Consider the following 17688-nt stretch of genomic DNA (forward strand, 5'->3'; position numbering starts at 1 on the left):
GATTGATTGCTTGGCATGATCGGCATGGACCCACACCCGACCCGTATTTCCCTGATCCAGGCCGCCATGCAGCAGTTCGGGCGCGGCGGGTTCGAGGCTGCCTCGACGCGGGCCATCGCCGCGCAGGCCGGGACCAATATCTCTTCGATCGCCTATCACTTCGGCGGCAAGGACGGGCTGCGCATCGCCTGCGCCGATGCCGTGGCCGAGCGGATCGCACAGGTCGCCCGGCCCCTGCCGGGCTTGCAGGACCGACCGGACCTCCTCCACGCCCGGCTGGTCCTGCGGCGGCTGGTGCGCCGTATCGTCACCTTCATGATCGTCAGCCCCGGAGCCAGCGATGCCGTGGCCTTTGTCCTGCGCGAGCTGGCCCAGCCGGACAGCCCGGTGCTGGACCGGCTTTACACGACGCTGGTCGAGCCGCGACACCGCGCCCTTTGCGCGCTGTGGTCCGCTGCGACCGGCGAGCCCGCGGAATCCGAGGATGTGAAGCTGGCCGTCTTTTCGCTGGTCGGCCAGGCGGTCTATTTTCGCGTCGCCGCGCCCATCGTCCGGCGCCGGATGGGCTGGCGGCATTATGCGCGGGCCGAGGCGCGGGCGATCACGCGGCGGATGCTGACCAACCTGGACCGGATGATCGGGGGCGGGGATGGCTGATTTCCTGTGCTCGCTGGCCTTTCTTGCGGCGCTGTTTCCGCAATGCGGTCCGCCCGCGCCGCTGGGCACCGGCTATGCCGAGGGCGATTATGTCCAGATCGCCCCGCTGGCGACGGCGCGGATCGAGGCGCTGGCCGTGCGGCAAGGCGACCGCGTCGAGGCCGGCCAAGCGGTGGCAATTCTGGAGACCCGCGATGCCGAGCTGGCGCTGGCCGCGGCCGAGGCCGCCCATGCCCGCGCCGCCAGCACCTTGGCCGACCTGGAAAAAGGCGGGCGGGCGCCCGAGATCGCGGCCATCGAGGCGACCCTTGCCTCGGCCCGCGCCAATGCCGAGCGCACGGCGCGCGAGGCAGCGCGGCAGGAGCGGCTGCTGGCCCAGCGCGTCAGCTCGCCCGCGCAACTGGACGACGCCCGCGCCGCCGCCGACATGGCCGAGGCGGCGGTGCGCGAGGCCGAGGCGCGGCTGGCCGTCGCCCGCCTGCCCGCCCGCCCCGATGCCATCGCCGCTGCCCGCGCTGCATTGGCGCAAGCCCAGGCCGACCGGCAGGCGATGGAATGGCAGCTCCAGCAGCGCCGGCTGACCGCCCCCGCGCCCGGCATCGTCACCGACATCCTGCGGCATCGGGGCGAGCTTGCCGGCCCCTCGGCCCCGGTCCTGACCTATCTGCCGGACGGTGCGGTCAAGCTGCGCTTCTTCATAGCCGAGGCCGATCTGGCCGCGCTTGCCCTGGGAACCAGGCTGACGGTCGACTGCGACGGCTGTGCACCGACCAGCGCCACGGTCTCCTTCATCGCTGACGAGGCCGAGTTCACCCCGCCGGTCCTCTATGCCCGCGACGCGCGGCAAAAGCTGGTCTATCTGGTCGAGGCCCGCCCCGAACCCGGCAGCACGCTGAAGCCCGGCCAGATCGTCGATGTCTGGAAGGCACCATGACCGGGGCGACGGCCATCGACGTGTCCGGGCTGACGAAATCCTTCGGCGGCAGGACGGTCGTCGATGACGTCGCGCTGCGGGTGGCCGGGGGCGAGATCGCCGGGTTCCTTGGCCCGAACGGATCGGGCAAGACCACCTGCATCCGCATGATCTGCGGCTTGCTGACGCCCGATGCGGGCAGCGGCACCGTGCTGGGCCTCGACGTGCGCCGCCAGCAGCGCCAGATCCGGCGGCAGGTCGGCTACATGACGCAGAAATTCTCGTTCTACGAGGATCTGTCCATCGAGGAGAACCTGGCCTTCGTCGCCGGACTCTATGGCCTGCCGCGGCAGGCCGTGCGCGATACGCTGGAGGATCTGGGCCTGACCTCGCGCAAGACCCAGCTTGCCGGCAGCCTGTCGGGCGGCTGGAAGCAGCGGCTGGCGCTGGCGGCCTGCATCATGCACCAGCCGCGCCTTCTGCTGCTGGACGAGCCGACGGCCGGCGTAGATCCCATGGCCCGGCGCCAGTTCTGGGACGAGATCCACGCCCGCGCATTGGGCGGCATGACCGTTCTGGTCTCGACCCATTACATGGACGAGGCCGAGCGCTGCCACCGCATCAACTACATCGCCTATGGCCGGCTGGTCGTCTCGGGCACCGTGGCCGAGGTGATCGCGGGCGCGCGGCTCGTCACGCTGACCGTGCAGTCGGCGCGGCCGGGCGAGCTGGCCGAGCGCCTGCGCAAGGCGCCGGGCGTCGGGCAGGTCGAGCCCTTCGGCACTGCGCTGCATGTGACCGGGACCGACCGCACCCGGCTGGAGGCCGCGCTGGAGGCCGAGGGCGTGACCGGCCACCCGGTCGAGACCAGCCTGGAGGACGTGTTCATCCGGTTGATGGAGCTTTCCGAGGACAACATGCGATGAGCTTTTCCCCGACACGGCTGCGGGCGCTGTTGCGCAAGGAGTTCATCCAGATGCGCCGCGACCGCGTGACCTTCGCCATGATGCTGGGCGTGCCGATCATGCAGCTTTTGCTGTTCGGCTATGCGATCAACAGCGACCCTCGGGACATGCCCACGGCGCTGGTCGCGCCGGTGCAGGACCGTTTCAGCCGCAGCATTGCCGCAGCGCTGGAAAACAGCGGCTATTATCGCATTACCCATCCCGCGGCGGGCATCGCGGAGGCCGAGCGGCTGATCACCCGGGGCGAGGTCTCCTTTGTCGTGACGGTGCCCGCCGATTTCGGCCGGCGCATGCAGCAGGGCGACCGGCCGCAGATCCTGGTCGAGGCGGACGGCTCGGACCCCTCGGCGACCAGCGGCGCCATCGCCGCGCTGGCCCGGCTCGCCGAGGGCGCCTTTCGCCGCGACCTGCCGGCCGAGCCTGCATCCGGCACGCCCGAGATCGTCACCCATCGCCGCTACAACCCCGAGGGCATCACGCAATACAACATCGTCCCCGGCCTTTTGGGGGTGATCCTGCAAATGACCATGGTGATGATGACCGCCATGGCCCTGACCCGCGAGATCGAACGCGGCACCATGGAGAACCTGCTGGCCATGCCCGCCACCCCGGCCGAGATCATGATCGGCAAGATCACCCCGTTCCTGACCGTAGGGGCGGTGCAGGTCCTCGTGATCCTGGGCGCGGCATGGGCGATCTTCGACGTGCCTTTCGTCGGCTCGCTGGGGCTGCTGCTGGCGGGGGTGATGGTCTTCGTGCTGGCGCTGGTGCTGCTGGGCTATCTGATCTCGACCGCGGCGCGCACGCAGATGCAGGCGATGCAGATTGCGATCTTCGTCTTTCTGCCCTCGGTGCTGCTGTCGGGCTTCATGTTCCCGTTCCGGGGCATGCCGGGCTGGGCGCAGGCCATCGGCGAGGTGCTGCCGGTAACGCATCTGCTGCGACTGGTGCGCGCCGTCATGCTGAAGGGCGCGGGCTTTGCAGATGTCGTCCCGCAATTCGCGGCACTGTCGGTCATGGTGGCGGTGCTGGGCGCACTGGCCCTGCTGCGATTCCGCCGGACGCTGGACTGAGCGCGCCTGTCAGGCAAGCCGCATCACCGCATCCGCCAGCCGCAGCAGCATCCGGTCGCGATACCAGGGCGCGCAAAGCTGCAAGGCGACCGGCAAGCCGACCCGGGTCCGCCCCCAGGGCAGCGAGATCGCGGGATGGCCGGTCAGGTTCTGCGGATAGGTGAACGGATACCACGCGCCGCGGATGGTGCCGGCGGGCTGGCCGTCGATCTCGATCTCGCCCATCGGGTCATAGCCCAGGGCCAGCGGCGGCGCGGTCAGCACCGGCGAGACCAAGAGGTCGAACCGCGTGAAATGCGCCTGCATCATCTGGAAAAGCCGCGTCCGCGCCGCCGAGGCCTCGGCCAGGTCCACCGCCGAATAGCCCTGCCCCAACCGCGCCGTCTGGACCAGCGAAGGCGCGACCAGATCCTCGCGGCCGGCAAAGGCGGGGGCGGCGCGGGCGGCCAGGCCCACGCGCAGCAGGGTCAGGAACACCGGCTCGAAGGATTTGAAATCCAGGTCGGCTTCTTCGACGATGGCGCCCTCGGCCTCGATGCGGCGCAGGGCGGCCTGGGTGATCTCGGCGGTCTCGCGCTCGACCCGGGCGCCAGCGGTCGGGATCCAGCCGATGCGCAGTCCCCTGAGGCCGCACCCGTCGTCGGGATGCAATTGCACGGCCGCCTGGCCATAGGGGTCGCGGGGATCCGGGCTGGCCATGGCCTCGAAAAACAGCGCCGCATCCGCCACGGTCCGCGCCATCGGCCCGGCAAAGGAATTGGCGGCGAACAGGTCGGGCAGCGCCAGATGCGGGATGACGCCCAGCGTCGGCTTCATGCCGACGATGCCGCAGCAGGCCGCGGGGATGCGGATCGAGCCGCCGCCATCGGTGCCGATGGAAAGCGGCCCCATGCCCGCCGCCACCGCCACGGCCGAACCGGAACTGGACGCCCCCGCCGTCACGCCGGGGTCGATGGGATTGAGCGTCAGCCCGGTCAGCGGCGAACTGGCGGTCTGGGCATGGCCGAATTCCGGCGTCGTGGTCTTGCCGATCATGATGCCGCCGGCAACGCGGGCGCGGGCAACCGAGACCGCATCCTCGGCCGGCACGTTGTCCGCGAACAGGCGCGAGCCCATGGTGGTGCGCACCCCGGCGGTGGCCAGCAGATCCTTGACCGAATAGGGCACGCCGTGCAGCGGCCCCAGCGCATCGCCGCGCATCACCGCGGCCTCGGCCGCCTGCGCCTCGGCCCGGGCCGCACCGGCGGCGACGGTGACGAAGGCGTTGAGGTCGCTGCGCGCCTCGATCCGCTCCAGCGCCGCCTCGGTCGCCTCGACGGGGGAAACGGCGCGGCGGCGGATGGCATCGGCCAGCTCAACGGCGCTCAGGTCGGCGATTGCGGTCATCGCGGGCTCCTTTCAGATCATCCAGTGGCCGCCATCGACCAGCAGCGTCTGGCCGGTGACGAAACGCGCCTCGTCGCTGGCCAGGAAGGCGACGGCGGCGGCCACGTCCTCGACCGCGCCGACGAAGCCGACCGGGGTCTTGTCGATGATCGTCTGGATCACCTGCGCCGGCACCCGGTCATGCGCGGCGGTGCGGATGGCGCCGGGCGCCACCGCGTTCACCGTCACGCCATGGGATGCCAGTTCGCGCGCCAGTCCGCGCGTCAGCCCGATCACCCCCATCTTGGCGGCGGCGTAATCGGCCAGCCCCGGCTCGCCGGTAAAGGCGGCAAGGCTGGACATGTTGACGATGCGCCCCGTGCCGCGTTCGCGCATCGCCGGCGCCACCAGCCGCGCCATGCGCATGGCACTGATGAGCGAGATTTCCAGCACGAAGCGCCAGACCTCCTCGCGCGAGTCGCAAAAGGGCGCGCTGCGCTCGCGTCCGCTTTGGCCCAGGTTGTTCACCAGCACGTCGACCGGACCGAGTTCGGACAGGAAACGGTCGTGGAAATCGCCAAGCGCGGCGGCATCCGTGCAGTCGCCCCGGGCTAGCAGCAGCCGCTCGCCCGCTTCGGCGCGCAAGGGCGCGATGTCGAGGTCCATGACCCCCACCCGCGCGCCCTCGGCCAGCATCCGGCGGGTGATGCCGCCGCCGATGCCCGAGGCGCCGCCGGTGACCAGCACGTTCTTGCCGCTGAATCGCATGCATCCCGTCATCACGACCTCAATGGAAGGTGCGGCCGCCATCGACCGCCAGGGCGACGCCGGTCACATAGGAGGACTCGCCGCTTGTCAGCCACAGGATCGCCGCCGCGATCTCGGCCGGATCGGCGATGCGGCGCAGGGCATAGCGGTCGCGCACCGCCTGCAACTGCGCCTCGACATCGCCCGCCGGGTCGATCGAGCTGCGCAGCAGCGGCGTATCGACGGCACCGGGGCAGACCACGTTCACGCGGATGCCGCTGTCCGCCAGTTCCAGCGCCAGCGATTTCGAGAACATCTGCAACCCCGCCTTGGAGGCCGCATAGCCGCTGCGCAGCCGCAAGGGCACCAGACCCGCACCCGAGGACAGGTTGACGATGGTCCCGCCGCCCGCCTGCCGCAGATGCGGCACCGCCGCCCGGCACAGCTTCATCGCTCCGGTCAGGTTCACCGCGATCAGCCGGTCCCAGTCCTCGTCGGTGATATCATCCAGCGCCGCGACCAGGTCGAGGCCGGCGCAATTGACCAGACCGTCCAGCCCGCCCAGCGTTCCGGCCAGCTCGGCCACCGCCGCCCCAAGCGCAGCGCTGTCGGTAATGTCGGCCACCGTAGCCGGCGCCACCAGCCCATCCAGCGCCGCGGCATCGCGGTCGATGACGGCGACGCGGGCGCCCTCGGCCAGAAAGCGCGCGACGGTGGCACGGCCGATGCCCTGCGCACCGCCGGCAATCAGGATGCGGCGGCCTGTCAGCGCCCCGCTCATGCCCCGCCCCCCTCCAGACGCGGGCGCATGTCGGCGACCATCTCGTCGCAGCGGCCCATCCAGACATCGCCCTTGTCCAGCGCGCGCTGGATCAGCTGCTCCAGCACCCACAGGCGCGAGGGCTGGCCGATGATCTGCGGATGCATGCCGACCATCATCATCCGCCGCTCGGCATGAAGCATGTCCAGCTCCAGCGTCCAGGCCTCCAGCAGCGCCGAAGGCGCCTGCATGGTCCGGCCCGGCAGCACGATGGAATATTGGAAGAAGGGCGCGTCATCCAGAACCCAGCGGAACGGCAGTTCGATCAGCCGCGTCCGCCGCCCCTCGACCTCGTGCAGATAGGGCGAGTCGTCGTCGAAGAAGTTCGAGGAATAGTCGAAGCCGTATTCCAGCATCAGCTGCATGGAGATGTCGCTGAGTTCGGCGGCGGGCGAGCGCCAGCCGCGCGGCGCCTGGCCGGTGGCGCGCTTGATCGCCTCAAACCCGCGCTCCATCTCCTCGCGCTCCTCGTCGTGGCTGAGGTTCAGGATCCAGCGATGCGAATAGCTGTGATGCGCGATCTCGTGCCCGCCTTGCAGGATGCGCTCGATCAGCGCCGGGCGCTGCTCCACGATCAGGCCGGGAATGAAGAACGTGGTGCGCAGGCCGTAGCGGCGCAGCAGTTCCAGCACCCGGTCGGTGCCGACCTTCCAGCCATAGGCGCCTTGCGACATCAGGATCGGGCGCTTGGCATAGGCCGGGTCGCGCGCCGTCCACATCGTCTCGGCATCGAGGTCGAAGGTCAGAAACAGCGGAAAGCCCTTGCTGGTCAGATGCATGGCTGGTCCTTTCAGACGAATTTGTGAAAGCCGGCCCAGCGTTCGGCCAACAGCAGCACGATCACGGTGGCGATGATCAGCAGGGTCGAGATGGCGGCGACGCCCGGATTGACCCCCATCTCGACCGAGCTGAAGATCAGGATGGGCAGCGTGGTCTGCCTGGCACTGGCCAGGAAGATGGTGACCGGCACGTTCTCCATCGAGGTGACGAAGGCAAACAGCGCACCGGCGACCAGGCCGGGCTTGATCAGCGGCAGCGTGACCAGCCGGAAGGCGGTGAAGCCGTCCGCCCCCAGCACCCGCGCCGCCTCTTCGACCGAGACGTCGAGGCCCGATAGGCTCGCCAGCGCCGAGCGCAGGATATAGGGCACGGTGATGACGACATGCGCCACGATCAGCACCAGGAAGCTGCCGCGCAGGCCGACCAGCGTGACGTATTGCAGCATGGCGACCCCGATCACCACCGAGGGCACGATCAGCGGCGCCATCAGCAGCGCGGTGATCGCCTCGGAGCCGGGGATGGCCTTGCGAAACAGCGCATAGGCCGCGGCGACGCCCAGGACCAGCGACAAGAGCGTGGAACTGACCGCGAGGATCACGCTGTTCCAGATCGCCCGGAGATAGACCGGATCGCTCAGCACCTCGGCGAACCATTTCAGCGTCCAGCCCTGCGGCGGGATGGTCAGATACGAGGTCTCGCTGAACGAGGTCAGCACGACCACCAGCACAGGCACCTGCAGGAAGGCCACGACCAGCAGCGCGACGATAGAAATGGGCAGGGTGGGCTTCATGTCGCTCATGCCATGCCCGCCCATCTTCTGGTCATGCGGCTGGAGATCCAGATGATGACCAGCGTCGAGGCCGCCAGCGCAAAGGACAGCGCCGAGCCGCTGGGCCAGTCCAGAAGCTGCATGTATTCGTCATAGATCAGCGTCGCCATCACCTGATAGGTCGGCCCGCCCAGCATGCGCGGCGTGACCAGGGCCGAGATGGTCAGCACGAAGACCAGGATCGAACCGCCGATGATGCCCGGCGCCGTCAGCGGCAGGGTGACCGACCAGAACACATGCGTCCGGCTGGAACCCAGCGTCGCGGCCGCCGCCTCGACATCGCGGGGCACGTTCTGCAGCGCCGCGACCAGCATCAGCACCATGAAGGGCAGATAGATATGGGTCAGGCCGATCAGCAGGCCGGTCATGTTGAACATCAGCTTCAGCGGCCGTTCGATCAGGCCCAGGTCGAGCAGCAGGTTGTTGACCACGCCGCGATTGGTCAGCAGCACGATCCAGCCGAAGGAGCGCACCACCAGGTTCAGCATCAGCGGAAAGATCACCAGAAGCGTCAGCGGCAGCCGCCATCGCGGATGGCCGCGCACGATCAGATAGGCGACGGGATAGCCGGTCAGCAGGCACAGAACCGTGACGCCCAGCCCCAGGCCCAGCGTGCGCAGCACCACCTCGCGGTAATAACCGTCCGTCGCGATGCGCAGGTAGTTTTCCCAGGTGAAGCTGCCCGCGACCATGCCCTGCCCCGGCTGGTATTCCTGGAAACTGGTCGGCAGCAGCAGGACCAGCGGCACCACGAAGGACAAAAGCAGCACCAGCAGAAGCGGCGCGATCAGCAGCCATGCGCTGCGCTGCCCGATCATGACGCGGCCCCCTGCGGCAGCACGATGATGTCGCGCGGCCGGATCGCCAGATACACCGCTTCGCCCGGCGCGAGGCTGGCGGTGTCCTCGGCCGAGGGCACCTCGACCACGATCTCGGCGCCATGGGCCAGCCGCACCACCAGTTGCACCTGCGGCCCCGAAAAGGCGCGCAGCGCCACGGTCCCCGCCAGCGCGCCGGGCTCGGGCGCCCGCAGGACGCGGATCGCCTCTTGCCGCAGAAACACCTCGGCGGCGCTGCCCTCGGGCAGGTCCAGCCGCTCGGGGCGCAGCGCCAGCCCGGCGCCAAGCGCGACGGTTCCGGCCTCGATGCGGCCTTGCAGGCGGTTCGGCTTGCCGATGAAGCTGGCGACAAAGGCGTTCGCGGGGCGGTGATAGATCTCCTCGGGCCTGTCCAGCTGCTGGATCACGCCGCCATGCATGACGCCGACGCGATCCGACAGGCTCAGCGCCTCGGCCTGGTCATGCGTGACGAACAGCGTGGTGATGCGCAGTTCCTGTTGCAGCCGCTTCAACTCGATCTGCATCTCGTCGCGCAGCTTGGCGTCCAGGTTCGACAGCGGCTCGTCGAACAGCAGGATGCTGGGCCGCGGCGCGATGGCACGGGCCATCGAGACGCGCTGCTGCTGGCCGCCGGAAAGCTGGCGCGGGAATCGCGCGCCATAGCCGCCCAGCCGCACCATTTCCAGCGCGGCATTCACCCGCTCTTCCAGCGGCTTGCCGGATTCGCCCTTGCGGCGCAGGCCGAAGGCGACGTTCTCGAACACGGTCATGTGGGGAAACAGCGCATAGGACTGGAACACCAGCCCGATGTTGCGCTTGTTCGGCGGCAGGCGCGTCACCTCGCGCTCGCCGATCATGATCTGCCCCTCGGTCGGCTCCAGAAGCCCGGCGACCATGCGCAGGATCGTGGTCTTGCCGCAGCCCGAAGGGCCGAGCAGCGAGACGAACTCGCCCTCGGCGATCTGGAACGAGGCGTTCCTGACCACCTCGGTCTTGCCGTAGCGCTTGACGATGTTGCGCAGGGAAAGGTTGCTCATTTCACCTCGTCTGGGCTTTGCCTGGGGCGTGGGTTGCGTTCAGTCCCGGCGGCAAACCGGCCGGGACCGGAAAGGGCCGGCTCAGCGCAGCACTTCGCGCTGCCAGCGGCGGGTCCAGTCGGGCATGACCACCGCCATCTCGGCCGGGTCCAGGAACAGCATCTGGCCCGCCTGCTCGGCGGTGGGCAGGATCGTGGCCAGATCGTCCGACAGCACCACCTTGCTGTTGACCGGGCCGATCACCTGCGCTTCCGAGAAGCATTTCTGCGCCTCGACCGACAGCACGGTGTCGATGAACTTCATCGCCAGGTCCTGCTGTTGTGTGCCCTTGGGGATCGAGATGGTCGGGCGAATGCCCACCGCGCCTTCCTGCGGATAGGCGACGGCCAGCGGCAGCCCGCCCTTGATCGCCACGCCGGCCCTGTCGGGATACCATACCGCGATGTCGATCTCGCCCCGCTCGAACAGCGAGACCACCTGGTCGGCCTGGGTGTGCAAGAGCACCGCCGATTGCGCCAGCGGCTTGATCTTGGCGATGCCGGGGCCCGGGTCTTGCTGCGTCCCGCCCTCCATCTGGTTCAGCGCGGCGAGGAATTGCCAGCCCGCCGTGGCCGAAACGTCGCCGATGGTGATCCGGCCTTCGTATTTCGGATCGAACAGGTCGTTCCACGAGGTCGGCGGCGTTGTCACCGTCTCCTTGTTATAGACGATGGTGGTGGCGCCCAGCATGGCGGCGACATAGGCGTCGCCCTTGCCCCAGGCGCCCTCGATGATGTCGGGCGCATTCGTCAGCGCCGCGCGGTCAAGCGGAACCAGCAGCCCCTCATTGGCCATCTGCACCGCGAATGCGTCGTCGGCAAAGACCACGTCCATGTCCGACTGCCCGGCGGTCGCCCTGACCGAAGCCGCGTGCTGCGCCGAGCTTGCCGGCTTGAGCAGCACCGAAGCCCCGGTCGCCTCGGAAAAAGGCTGGACATAGCAGGTCTTGACGTTGTCGGCGAAAGAGCCGCCGAAGGCGCCGACGACCAGTTCCTGCGCGGATGCGGCCGTGATCGCGCCAAGGGCGACCGTCGTCGTCAATGCGAATTTTCTGAACACAAGCAAACCTCCCCGCCTGGTTGTTCTGGTCGGTCGCCGCAGGCGCTCGACAGTATCCGACTCTGGCAGTCTGGCATATGTCTTTTGATAAAGATACCAGAAAGCCATATGAAAGATATAATTCGCAATACCCGCACGATTGCGGTAATGACGAAGGGCGGGCGGATCATTCAGCGACAAGGGCCAAGCTTGGACGAGGAACCGATAAGATACTGGGAAAACGACCGGATCGGACGCGGCATGCGGCAATGGCGGCGCGAGGTGCCGCAGATCGACAGCAGCGGCAAGGCAGTCGTCGGCCGCGTCCTGCATCTGCAAGAGGTCATCATCGACAAGGTGAACCGCAACCTTGCACGATTCGGGCTGAAGTTCCCGACCTATGCCATCCTGGCCACGATCCGCGTCAGCGGCCCGCCCTATCGCATGACGCCCAGCGAGTTGCTGTCCGCCATCGTCATCTCCTCGGGCGGGCTGTCCAACCTGCTGCGCAAGCTGGAAAGGGACGGGCTGGTGCAGCGCAGCGCCGACAAGCGCGACGGCCGCGGCGTCATCGTCGAGCTGACCGAAAAGGGCATCGCCCTGACCGATGAGAGCATGGCCGCCCATGCGGCGCTGGAGCGCGAACTGATCGCGGCGCTGTCGCCGCAGGATTGCGAAAGCATGGCGCGGATGCTGAGCGTGCTGATCGCCACCAACAGCGCGGGATAGCGGATGGACCACACCCGCCACGCCGTCAACATCGACGAGATCGAACGGGCGGCGCGGCGCTATCTGCCGGGTTTCCTGTTCGATTTCATCGCCGGCGGCGTCGATGGCGAGGCGGGGCTCATGCGCAACAGGCAGGCATTCGCCCGCCACCGGCTGGTGCCGCGCTATCTGCGCGACGTCTCGCGCCGCTCGCTGAGTACCCGCATTCTGGGCCGTGACTACGCGATGCCCCTGGGCATCTCGCCGACCGGCCCGGCGCAACTGTTCCGCCGCGATGCCGACCGGATGCTGGCTCGCGCCGCACGCGAGGCCGACATTCCCTTCGTCCTGTCCGGCGCCGCCGGTGCCTCGCTCGAGGAAATCACCCGGATCGCGCCGGAACACGGCTGGTTCCAGCTTTATCCCGCCCGCGACCGGGCCATCACCCGCGACCAGATCCGCCGCGCCGCCGATGCCGGCACCCCGGCCCTGGTGCTGACCGTCGATACGCCGGTGACACCCAAGCGCGAACGACACCTGCGCAACCGGATCTCGGTCCCGTTCCGGCCCGGCCCGGCGCTGTGGCCGCGCCTTGCGAAAGAGGTGCTGCTGCACCCGGAATGGTTCCTGCGCTTTCTGCTGGGCGGCGGCATGGAGGCGATGGGCAACTGGGCGCCCTATGCGCCCAAGGGGGCCGGCGCCTCGGAAATCGCGGCCTTTTTCTTTGACCAGGCCTTCGCGCCGGGCGAAAGCGGCACGTTGTGCTGGCAAGACCTTGAAGCCTGCCGCGCCCTCTGGCCCGGGCCGCTGATCGTCAAGGGCATCCTGCACCCCGAGGATGCCCGACGCGCGGCCTCGCTTGGCGCGGATGCGATCATGGTCTCGAACCACGGCGGCAAGGCGCTGGATGCGGCACCCGCAGCGCTGGACATGCTGCCGGCGATCCGGCACGCGGTGGGACCGGATTATCCACTGTTCCTTGACAGCGGCGTGCGGCGCGGGTCGGATATCGTCATCGCGCTGTGCCTTGGCGCGGATTTCGTCTTTGCCGGCCGGCCGACGCTTTACGGCACCGCCGCCGGAGCCGAGGCGGGGGCCCGCAAGGCCCTGTCCATCCTGCGGCAGGAAACCGATCTGGTCATGGCCGGAATCGGCTGCACCTCGCCGGCGGAGCTGGGGCCTGATTATCTGACAATGGGGGACGCGTGATGGAAAAACGACGACTGGGACGCTCTGACCTGCTGGTGCCGCCGGTGGTGTTCGGCGGCAACGTCTTCGGCTGGACCGTGGATCGGGCGACGGGCTTCGACCTGCTCGACCGCATGGTCGAACAGGGGCTGACGATGATCGACACCGCCGATGTCTATTCCGCCTGGGTCGAGGGTCACAAGGGCGGCGAATCCGAGGTGCTGATCGGCGCATGGCTGACCAGCCGCGGCGGGCGCGACCGGGTGATCCTGGCCACGAAATGCGGGATGCGCATGGGCGACGGCAATCGCGGCCTGTCGGCACGCTGGATCGAGCAGGCGGTCGAACATTCACTGCGGCGCCTGGGGACCGATTACATCGACCTCTACCAAGCGCATGAACCCGACCCCGAGGTGCCGCTGGAGGAAACCATGACCGCCCTTGCCCGGCTGGTTCAGGCCGGCAAGGTCCGCGTGCTGGGCAACTCGAATTTCTCGGCCGCGCAGACCGAGGCGGCCCTGGCCGTCAGCCGCGATCTGGGCCTGCCCCGGTTCGAAAGCACGCAACCCGAATTCAACCTGATCGCACGGGAGGGCTTCGAGGGCCCGCTTGCCGATCTGTGCCGGCGCGAAGAGATCGGCGCCATCAGCTATTTCGCGCTGGCCGCGGGCTTCCTGAGCGGCAAATACCGCAGCGAGGCGGATGTTTCCGGCGCACGGGCCGGGCGCGTGGCCGCCTGCATGACACCGCGGAACATGCGGATCCTGCAAACCCTGCTGGAGGTCGCCGAAGCCGAGGGCGTCCCGCCCGCCGCGGCGGCGATCGCATGGGTCCGCGCCCAGCCGGGCATCACCGCCCCGATCGCCAGCGCCACCAGCCTGGCGCAGCTGGACGCGCTGATCCTTGCAGCGCGACACCGGCTGTCGCCGGAATCGCTTGGCCGGCTGAATGCCGCCTCGCTTCACGGCTGATGGCTGACAGGCTCGCGGGTTTGACGGCCCCGCGGTCATCAGGCCCGATCACAGGGGCGGGACGGAGAATTGCGGCCTTCGCGCCCCGTTTTGCCCGGTCGCCGTGAACGCCTCCGCCGTATCCAGCGCCTCGCGGATGGTCGCGTCCATGTCCAGATAGCGATAGGTGCCCAGCCGGCCGATGAAGGTCACCTTTTCCTGCGCCCGAGCCAGTTCGACATATTGCGCCAGCAGGGATTTCTCCCGGACCAGCCGGATCGGATAATAGGGAATGTCCCCCGGCCCGGCGGCGCGGGAATATTCGCGATAGCAGGTGCTGCCCTCATGGCTTTCCCAGGGCGAGAAGTGCTTGTGCTCGGTGATGCGCGTCCAGGGCACCTCGCGGTCGGCATAGTTCATCACCGCACAGCCCTGGTAATCGCCCCGATAGGTGAAACGCTCGAAATCCAGCGTGCGATAGCCCAGCCGGCCCAGTCTGTAGTCGAAGAACCCGTCCAGCGGCCCCGACCAGAACAGGTGATCGGCCCGGTCGGCCATCTCGGGCCGATAGGGGGTCTCCAGCTCGACCGAGATCCGCGGATGGTCGAGGATCGCGGCAACCATCGCCGTATAACCCGCGCGCGGCATGCCCTGGAAACGGTGGAAAAAGTAATTGTCGTCATAGTTGAAGCGCAATGGCAGCCGCTTGAGGATCGAGGCGGGCAGGTCGCGCGGCGAGCAACCCCATTGCTTTTCGGTATAGCCCTTGAAGAACGCCTCGTAGAGTTCGGGGCCGACGAAGCGCAGCGCCTGTTCCTCGAAGGTCTGCGGGTCGGTGATCGAGCGGTCGGCCTTGCCTTCGATGAAGGCGCGCGCCTCGTCCGGGCGCAGGGTCTTGCCGAAGAACTGGTTGATGGTGTGCAGGTTCACCGGCAGCGAATAGACCGCACCCCGCGAGGTGGTCTTGACCCGGTTCTGGAAGGGCACGAACTCGGCGAAGCGGTTGACATAGGCCCAGACCCCCTCGTCGTCGGTGTGGAAGATATGCGGGCCGTAAAGATGCAGCATGACGCCGGTTTCGGGGTCGCGCTCGGTATGGCAATTGCCGGCGACATGCGGGCGGCTGTCGATGATGCGGCAGTCATGGCCGGCCTCGGCCAGCTGGCGCCCGATCACCGCACCCGACAGTCCCGCGCCCACAAGCAGTATCTTCATTCTTTCCCTTCCCGCATCCCCGCCCGCCGGAGCGGGGCGGGGCGATCGGAGTCGCCGCTCATGCGCCATGGCTCGTGCCGGCAATATCGGCGAAGGCTTATACCACGCGTCGCCGCGAGGCGCATCACCGCTCGCAATGCCAGCCGGCATCGTCCCGGCCGATAGCGGCTCCGCCATCGGCATATCGGCGCCGCCGTCGGCAACATCGCCGGCGAAGCGCGCGATCTTCGGCATTTCCGCGCTTTCACGGGCAGGCTTTGCCGCGCCTGCATATCGCCTGCCTCATCGTCGAAAGCGGAAGGCACGCCCAGCCGTCCGGCCGGCTCAAGGGCCGGTCAGCCCTCGATCCTTCCCGTAGCGGCCCGCCATGCATCGCCGGGCGCGATGCGGCGTTGCAGGCACAGCCGGGCCAGCCGCAAGGCTCCGGCACGCGCGGGAATCCGGCGGTCGATGTTCACTATGCCGCGGAATTCGGGAACAAGCCCGGGAAAGCTCCTGCGCAGATGGTTGCCCAAGGCATAGGCGGTCATGATCCTTTCGGCCAGAAAGCCCAGATAGCGGCGCTGATAGCCATCCCTTTCGTGCATCTTCAGCCGGGCGCGCGTCTCGGCCAGGATATCGAACAGCAGCGCGCTGTAATGGTCGAAGACCGGGCGCGACATGACGCACATGTTGCCCATCACGAAACGGTTGCTGCGCAAGGCGCGATCCAGGTCGGGACGGAAATGCGGATGCCGCTCGGCCACCACCGCGCGCAGCACCGCCAGATCATGCCCATGATGGAAAACCCGGTAATGCAGGCCCAGAGGCAACGACAAGCGAGCGGGCCGTGGCACGATCAGCAGCGGCCCGGCAGGGCGCGCGAACCGCGCCGCGACATCGGTGCGATATGCCGCCGCGTCGAAATCCGGCAGGTAGCGTTCGGCATGGAAATGCGCGTTCAGCCTGCCGGTGAAATCGAACAGCCGGCGATAGTGCATCAGCCCGACCGGCCCCGTGCAGGGCAGGTTCTTCCACGCCCAGTAATGCGCCGTCAGCTCGCAATATTCGGGGTTCAGGGCCGAGATGTTGTCGCCCGTATCGTCGCCCGCCATGTCCGGCAGAACCGTCCCTGCCCCGGCCCGCCCGACATGGATCGGCATCAGGCAGGGGCCGGCCAGAACCGGATGCGGCGCGTGATAAGCGATCAGGATCCGCGCGCCCCCGCCCTCGTCGTCCCTGCCCCCGCTGTCCATGCCGTCATCCTTCGCGTATCAAAGGGCTGCGCAGGGGGCAGCGTTAGCAAGTGCAGGCAGGGAAAGGAATAGGGCGGTGGCGGGAAAACGGAAGACCGTGATGTTCGTGGGCGGCAGCCTGATGCCCTTCTGCCGCTTCCGCCGCGCCCTGATCGAAAGGCTGGTGCGCGATCACGACTGTCGTGTCATCTGCGCCTATTGGGGGGATCGCGCGGACGGGTTCTTCGCTCCCTTCGATCTGGAGGGGGTCGTCTGGCAGGATCTGGGCGGCGATCACGCCAGCCCCCCCGGCATTGCCGATCTGCCCCCGCTGGCCCGCCTGTTCCGCACCATCCGCCGCCACAGGCCGGATGTGATCTGCTGCTTCAACGCGAAGCCGATCGCTCTGGGCCCGCGCATCGCCCGTCTGGCCCGCCCCGGTGCAAGGATCGTCGCGCTCATGGAGGGCCTCGGCTCGGCCCTGTCCTTCCTGCTGGACGCATCCGGCCCGAAGCGGCGCGTTTTCCGCACGCTGACCCGGCCGGTGGATCGCTGGGTGTTGCTGAACGACCGCGATGCCGGGGTGATCCTGGACCTTCACCCGCAGCGGCGGGAAAGCATCTCCACCCTGCCCGGCATCGGCATCGACCCGGATCATTTCAGCCCCGGCCCCGATCTGCTTGCCCAAAGGCGGCTGATCTTCGTCGGCCGCCTGGTGCCGGAAAAGGGGATCGACATGTTCCTGGCACTGGCCCGGCATCTGCGCGGCAGCGACTGGCGGCTGGCCGCAGCGGGCCTGCCCACATCCCACGGCATCGCCCCGGCCGAGATCGAAAGCTGGCTGCGCGAGGGCCTGCTGGAATCCTGCGCACCCGTGCACGACATGGCCGCCTTCTACCGCCGCGCCTCGGTCCTGGTCTTTCCCTCGCGCTACGAAGAGGGCCTGCCCGCCGTGATCATGGAGGCGCAGGCGAGCGGCCTGCCCTGCCTCGTCCGCGACACCCCCGTCCTGCGCGGCACGATCCGCCACGGCGAAACGGGCTTTCTCGTCTCGGGCGAGGATCCTTCCGATTGGGCCGCGGCGCTGAAGTGGCTGGAGGAACCGGCCACGTTCGCAGCCTTCTCGGCTGCCGCGCGGCGCCATGCGGTGGAACAGTTCGATCAGGACCGCATCAATGCCCGGCTGATCGGGCTGCTGCTTCAGGCATAGCGCCCTGCTTTTTGCGTCGGATTTTCTGCTTTAGCGTTCGAGGAGTTTTCGGTGGTTTCTTTCGAGCAGTGCCAGGCCGGCGAGCAGCAGGGTCAGGGCGA

At 68.3% G+C, this 17688-nt stretch carries 18 protein-coding genes; 8 read left to right on the plus strand and 10 right to left on the minus strand.

Annotation, left to right across the window (positions count from 1 at the left end; all coding sequences use genetic code 11):
• Positions 1-15: 15 nt before the first annotated feature.
• From BLT64_RS15940 to BLT64_RS15955, 4 genes are read left to right on the plus strand one after another with little or no spacing between them, the layout of a single operon-like run.
• Positions 16-657, plus strand: a complete 642-nt coding sequence (locus BLT64_RS15940; RefSeq protein WP_011751276.1) for a CerR family C-terminal domain-containing protein — start codon at positions 16-18, stop codon at positions 655-657.
• Positions 650-1591 carry an HlyD family secretion protein gene (locus tag BLT64_RS15945; protein ID WP_011751275.1) on the plus strand — a complete coding sequence of 314 codons (942 nt, stop codon included), beginning with the start codon at positions 650-652 and terminating at the stop codon, positions 1589-1591. Before BLT64_RS15940 ends, BLT64_RS15945 begins: the two co-directional genes overlap by 8 nt.
• Complete coding sequence (locus tag BLT64_RS15950) at positions 1588-2496, plus strand: ABC transporter ATP-binding protein (RefSeq protein ID WP_011751274.1); 909 nt, start codon at positions 1588-1590, stop codon at positions 2494-2496. The genes BLT64_RS15945 and BLT64_RS15950 overlap by 4 nt, the downstream gene beginning before the upstream one ends.
• Positions 2493-3608, plus strand: coding sequence for an ABC transporter permease (locus tag BLT64_RS15955; RefSeq protein ID WP_011751273.1), 1116 nt, complete (start codon positions 2493-2495; stop codon positions 3606-3608). The genes BLT64_RS15950 and BLT64_RS15955 overlap by 4 nt, the downstream gene beginning before the upstream one ends.
• A 9-nt stretch (positions 3609-3617) precedes the next feature.
• Here the strand turns inward: BLT64_RS15955 and BLT64_RS15960 are convergent, their stop codons facing one another.
• The 8 genes from BLT64_RS15960 to BLT64_RS15995 form a co-directional block, all read right to left on the minus strand.
• Complete coding sequence (locus tag BLT64_RS15960; protein ID WP_011751272.1) at positions 3618-4994, minus strand: amidase; 1377 nt, start codon at positions 4992-4994, stop codon at positions 3618-3620.
• A 12-nt stretch (positions 4995-5006) separates the two neighbouring features.
• Positions 5007-5753: an SDR family NAD(P)-dependent oxidoreductase gene (locus BLT64_RS15965; protein ID WP_083373455.1), complete on the minus strand. Its 747-nt coding sequence runs from the start codon at positions 5751-5753 to the stop codon at positions 5007-5009.
• A gap of 7 nt (positions 5754-5760) precedes the next feature.
• The gene (locus tag BLT64_RS15970) at positions 5761-6501 is read right to left on the minus strand and encodes an SDR family NAD(P)-dependent oxidoreductase (RefSeq protein WP_011751270.1); all 741 of its coding nucleotides are present in this window, start codon (positions 6499-6501) and stop codon (positions 5761-5763) included.
• Positions 6498-7319 carry a polysaccharide deacetylase family protein gene (locus tag BLT64_RS15975; protein WP_011751269.1) on the minus strand — a complete coding sequence of 274 codons (822 nt, stop codon included), beginning with the start codon at positions 7317-7319 and terminating at the stop codon, positions 6498-6500. Before BLT64_RS15975 ends, BLT64_RS15970 begins: the two co-directional genes overlap by 4 nt.
• Positions 7320-7330: 11 nt before the next feature.
• Positions 7331-8119: an ABC transporter permease gene (locus tag BLT64_RS15980; RefSeq protein ID WP_011751268.1), complete on the minus strand. Its 789-nt coding sequence runs from the start codon at positions 8117-8119 to the stop codon at positions 7331-7333.
• Entirely contained in the window at positions 8116-8967 is an 852-nt protein-coding gene (locus BLT64_RS15985; RefSeq protein WP_011751267.1) for an ABC transporter permease, read from the minus strand. Before BLT64_RS15985 ends, BLT64_RS15980 begins: the two co-directional genes overlap by 4 nt.
• A complete protein-coding gene (locus BLT64_RS15990) occupies positions 8964-10025 on the minus strand; it encodes an ABC transporter ATP-binding protein (protein WP_011751266.1) in 1062 nt (353 codons plus the stop codon). Before BLT64_RS15990 ends, BLT64_RS15985 begins: the two co-directional genes overlap by 4 nt.
• Before the next feature lie 81 nt (positions 10026-10106).
• The gene (locus BLT64_RS15995) at positions 10107-11105 is read right to left on the minus strand and encodes an ABC transporter substrate-binding protein (protein WP_199766693.1); all 999 of its coding nucleotides are present in this window, start codon (positions 11103-11105) and stop codon (positions 10107-10109) included.
• Positions 11106-11312: 207 nt separating this feature from the next.
• Between BLT64_RS15995 and BLT64_RS16000 the strand changes: the two genes are divergently transcribed.
• The 3 genes from BLT64_RS16000 to BLT64_RS16010 are packed head-to-tail and all read left to right on the plus strand — an operon-like array spanning position 11313 to position 13969.
• Positions 11313-11831 carry a MarR family winged helix-turn-helix transcriptional regulator gene (locus tag BLT64_RS16000; RefSeq protein ID WP_011751264.1) on the plus strand — a complete coding sequence of 173 codons (519 nt, stop codon included), beginning with the start codon at positions 11313-11315 and terminating at the stop codon, positions 11829-11831.
• 3 nt (positions 11832-11834) lie between these two features.
• On the plus strand, positions 11835-13019 hold the full coding sequence (locus tag BLT64_RS16005) for an alpha-hydroxy acid oxidase (RefSeq protein WP_011751263.1): 1185 nt from the start codon (positions 11835-11837) through the stop codon (positions 13017-13019).
• On the plus strand, positions 13019-13969 hold the full coding sequence (locus BLT64_RS16010; protein WP_011751262.1) for an aldo/keto reductase: 951 nt from the start codon (positions 13019-13021) through the stop codon (positions 13967-13969). Before BLT64_RS16005 ends, BLT64_RS16010 begins: the two co-directional genes overlap by 1 nt.
• A 48-nt stretch (positions 13970-14017) precedes the next feature.
• On the opposite strand, the gene BLT64_RS16015 is transcribed toward BLT64_RS16010, so the two are convergent.
• Together BLT64_RS16015 and BLT64_RS16025 are read right to left on the minus strand one after the other, a co-directional pair.
• Positions 14018-15163, minus strand: a complete 1146-nt coding sequence (locus BLT64_RS16015; RefSeq protein ID WP_011751261.1) for a UDP-galactopyranose/dTDP-fucopyranose mutase family protein — start codon at positions 15161-15163, stop codon at positions 14018-14020.
• A 335-nt stretch (positions 15164-15498) separates the two neighbouring features.
• On the minus strand, positions 15499-16398 hold the full coding sequence (locus tag BLT64_RS16025; RefSeq protein WP_011751259.1) for a DUF4422 domain-containing protein: 900 nt from the start codon (positions 16396-16398) through the stop codon (positions 15499-15501).
• Positions 16399-16474: 76 nt separating this feature from the next.
• On the opposite strand from BLT64_RS16025, the gene BLT64_RS16030 reads away from it, so the two are divergent.
• The gene (locus BLT64_RS16030) at positions 16475-17587 is read left to right on the plus strand and encodes a glycosyltransferase (RefSeq protein ID WP_157137465.1); all 1113 of its coding nucleotides are present in this window, start codon (positions 16475-16477) and stop codon (positions 17585-17587) included.
• Positions 17588-17688 lie beyond the last annotated feature (101 nt).

It is taken from the genome of Paracoccus denitrificans, from assembly GCF_900100045.1.
Classification (GTDB): Bacteria; Pseudomonadota; Alphaproteobacteria; order Rhodobacterales; family Rhodobacteraceae; genus Paracoccus; species Paracoccus denitrificans.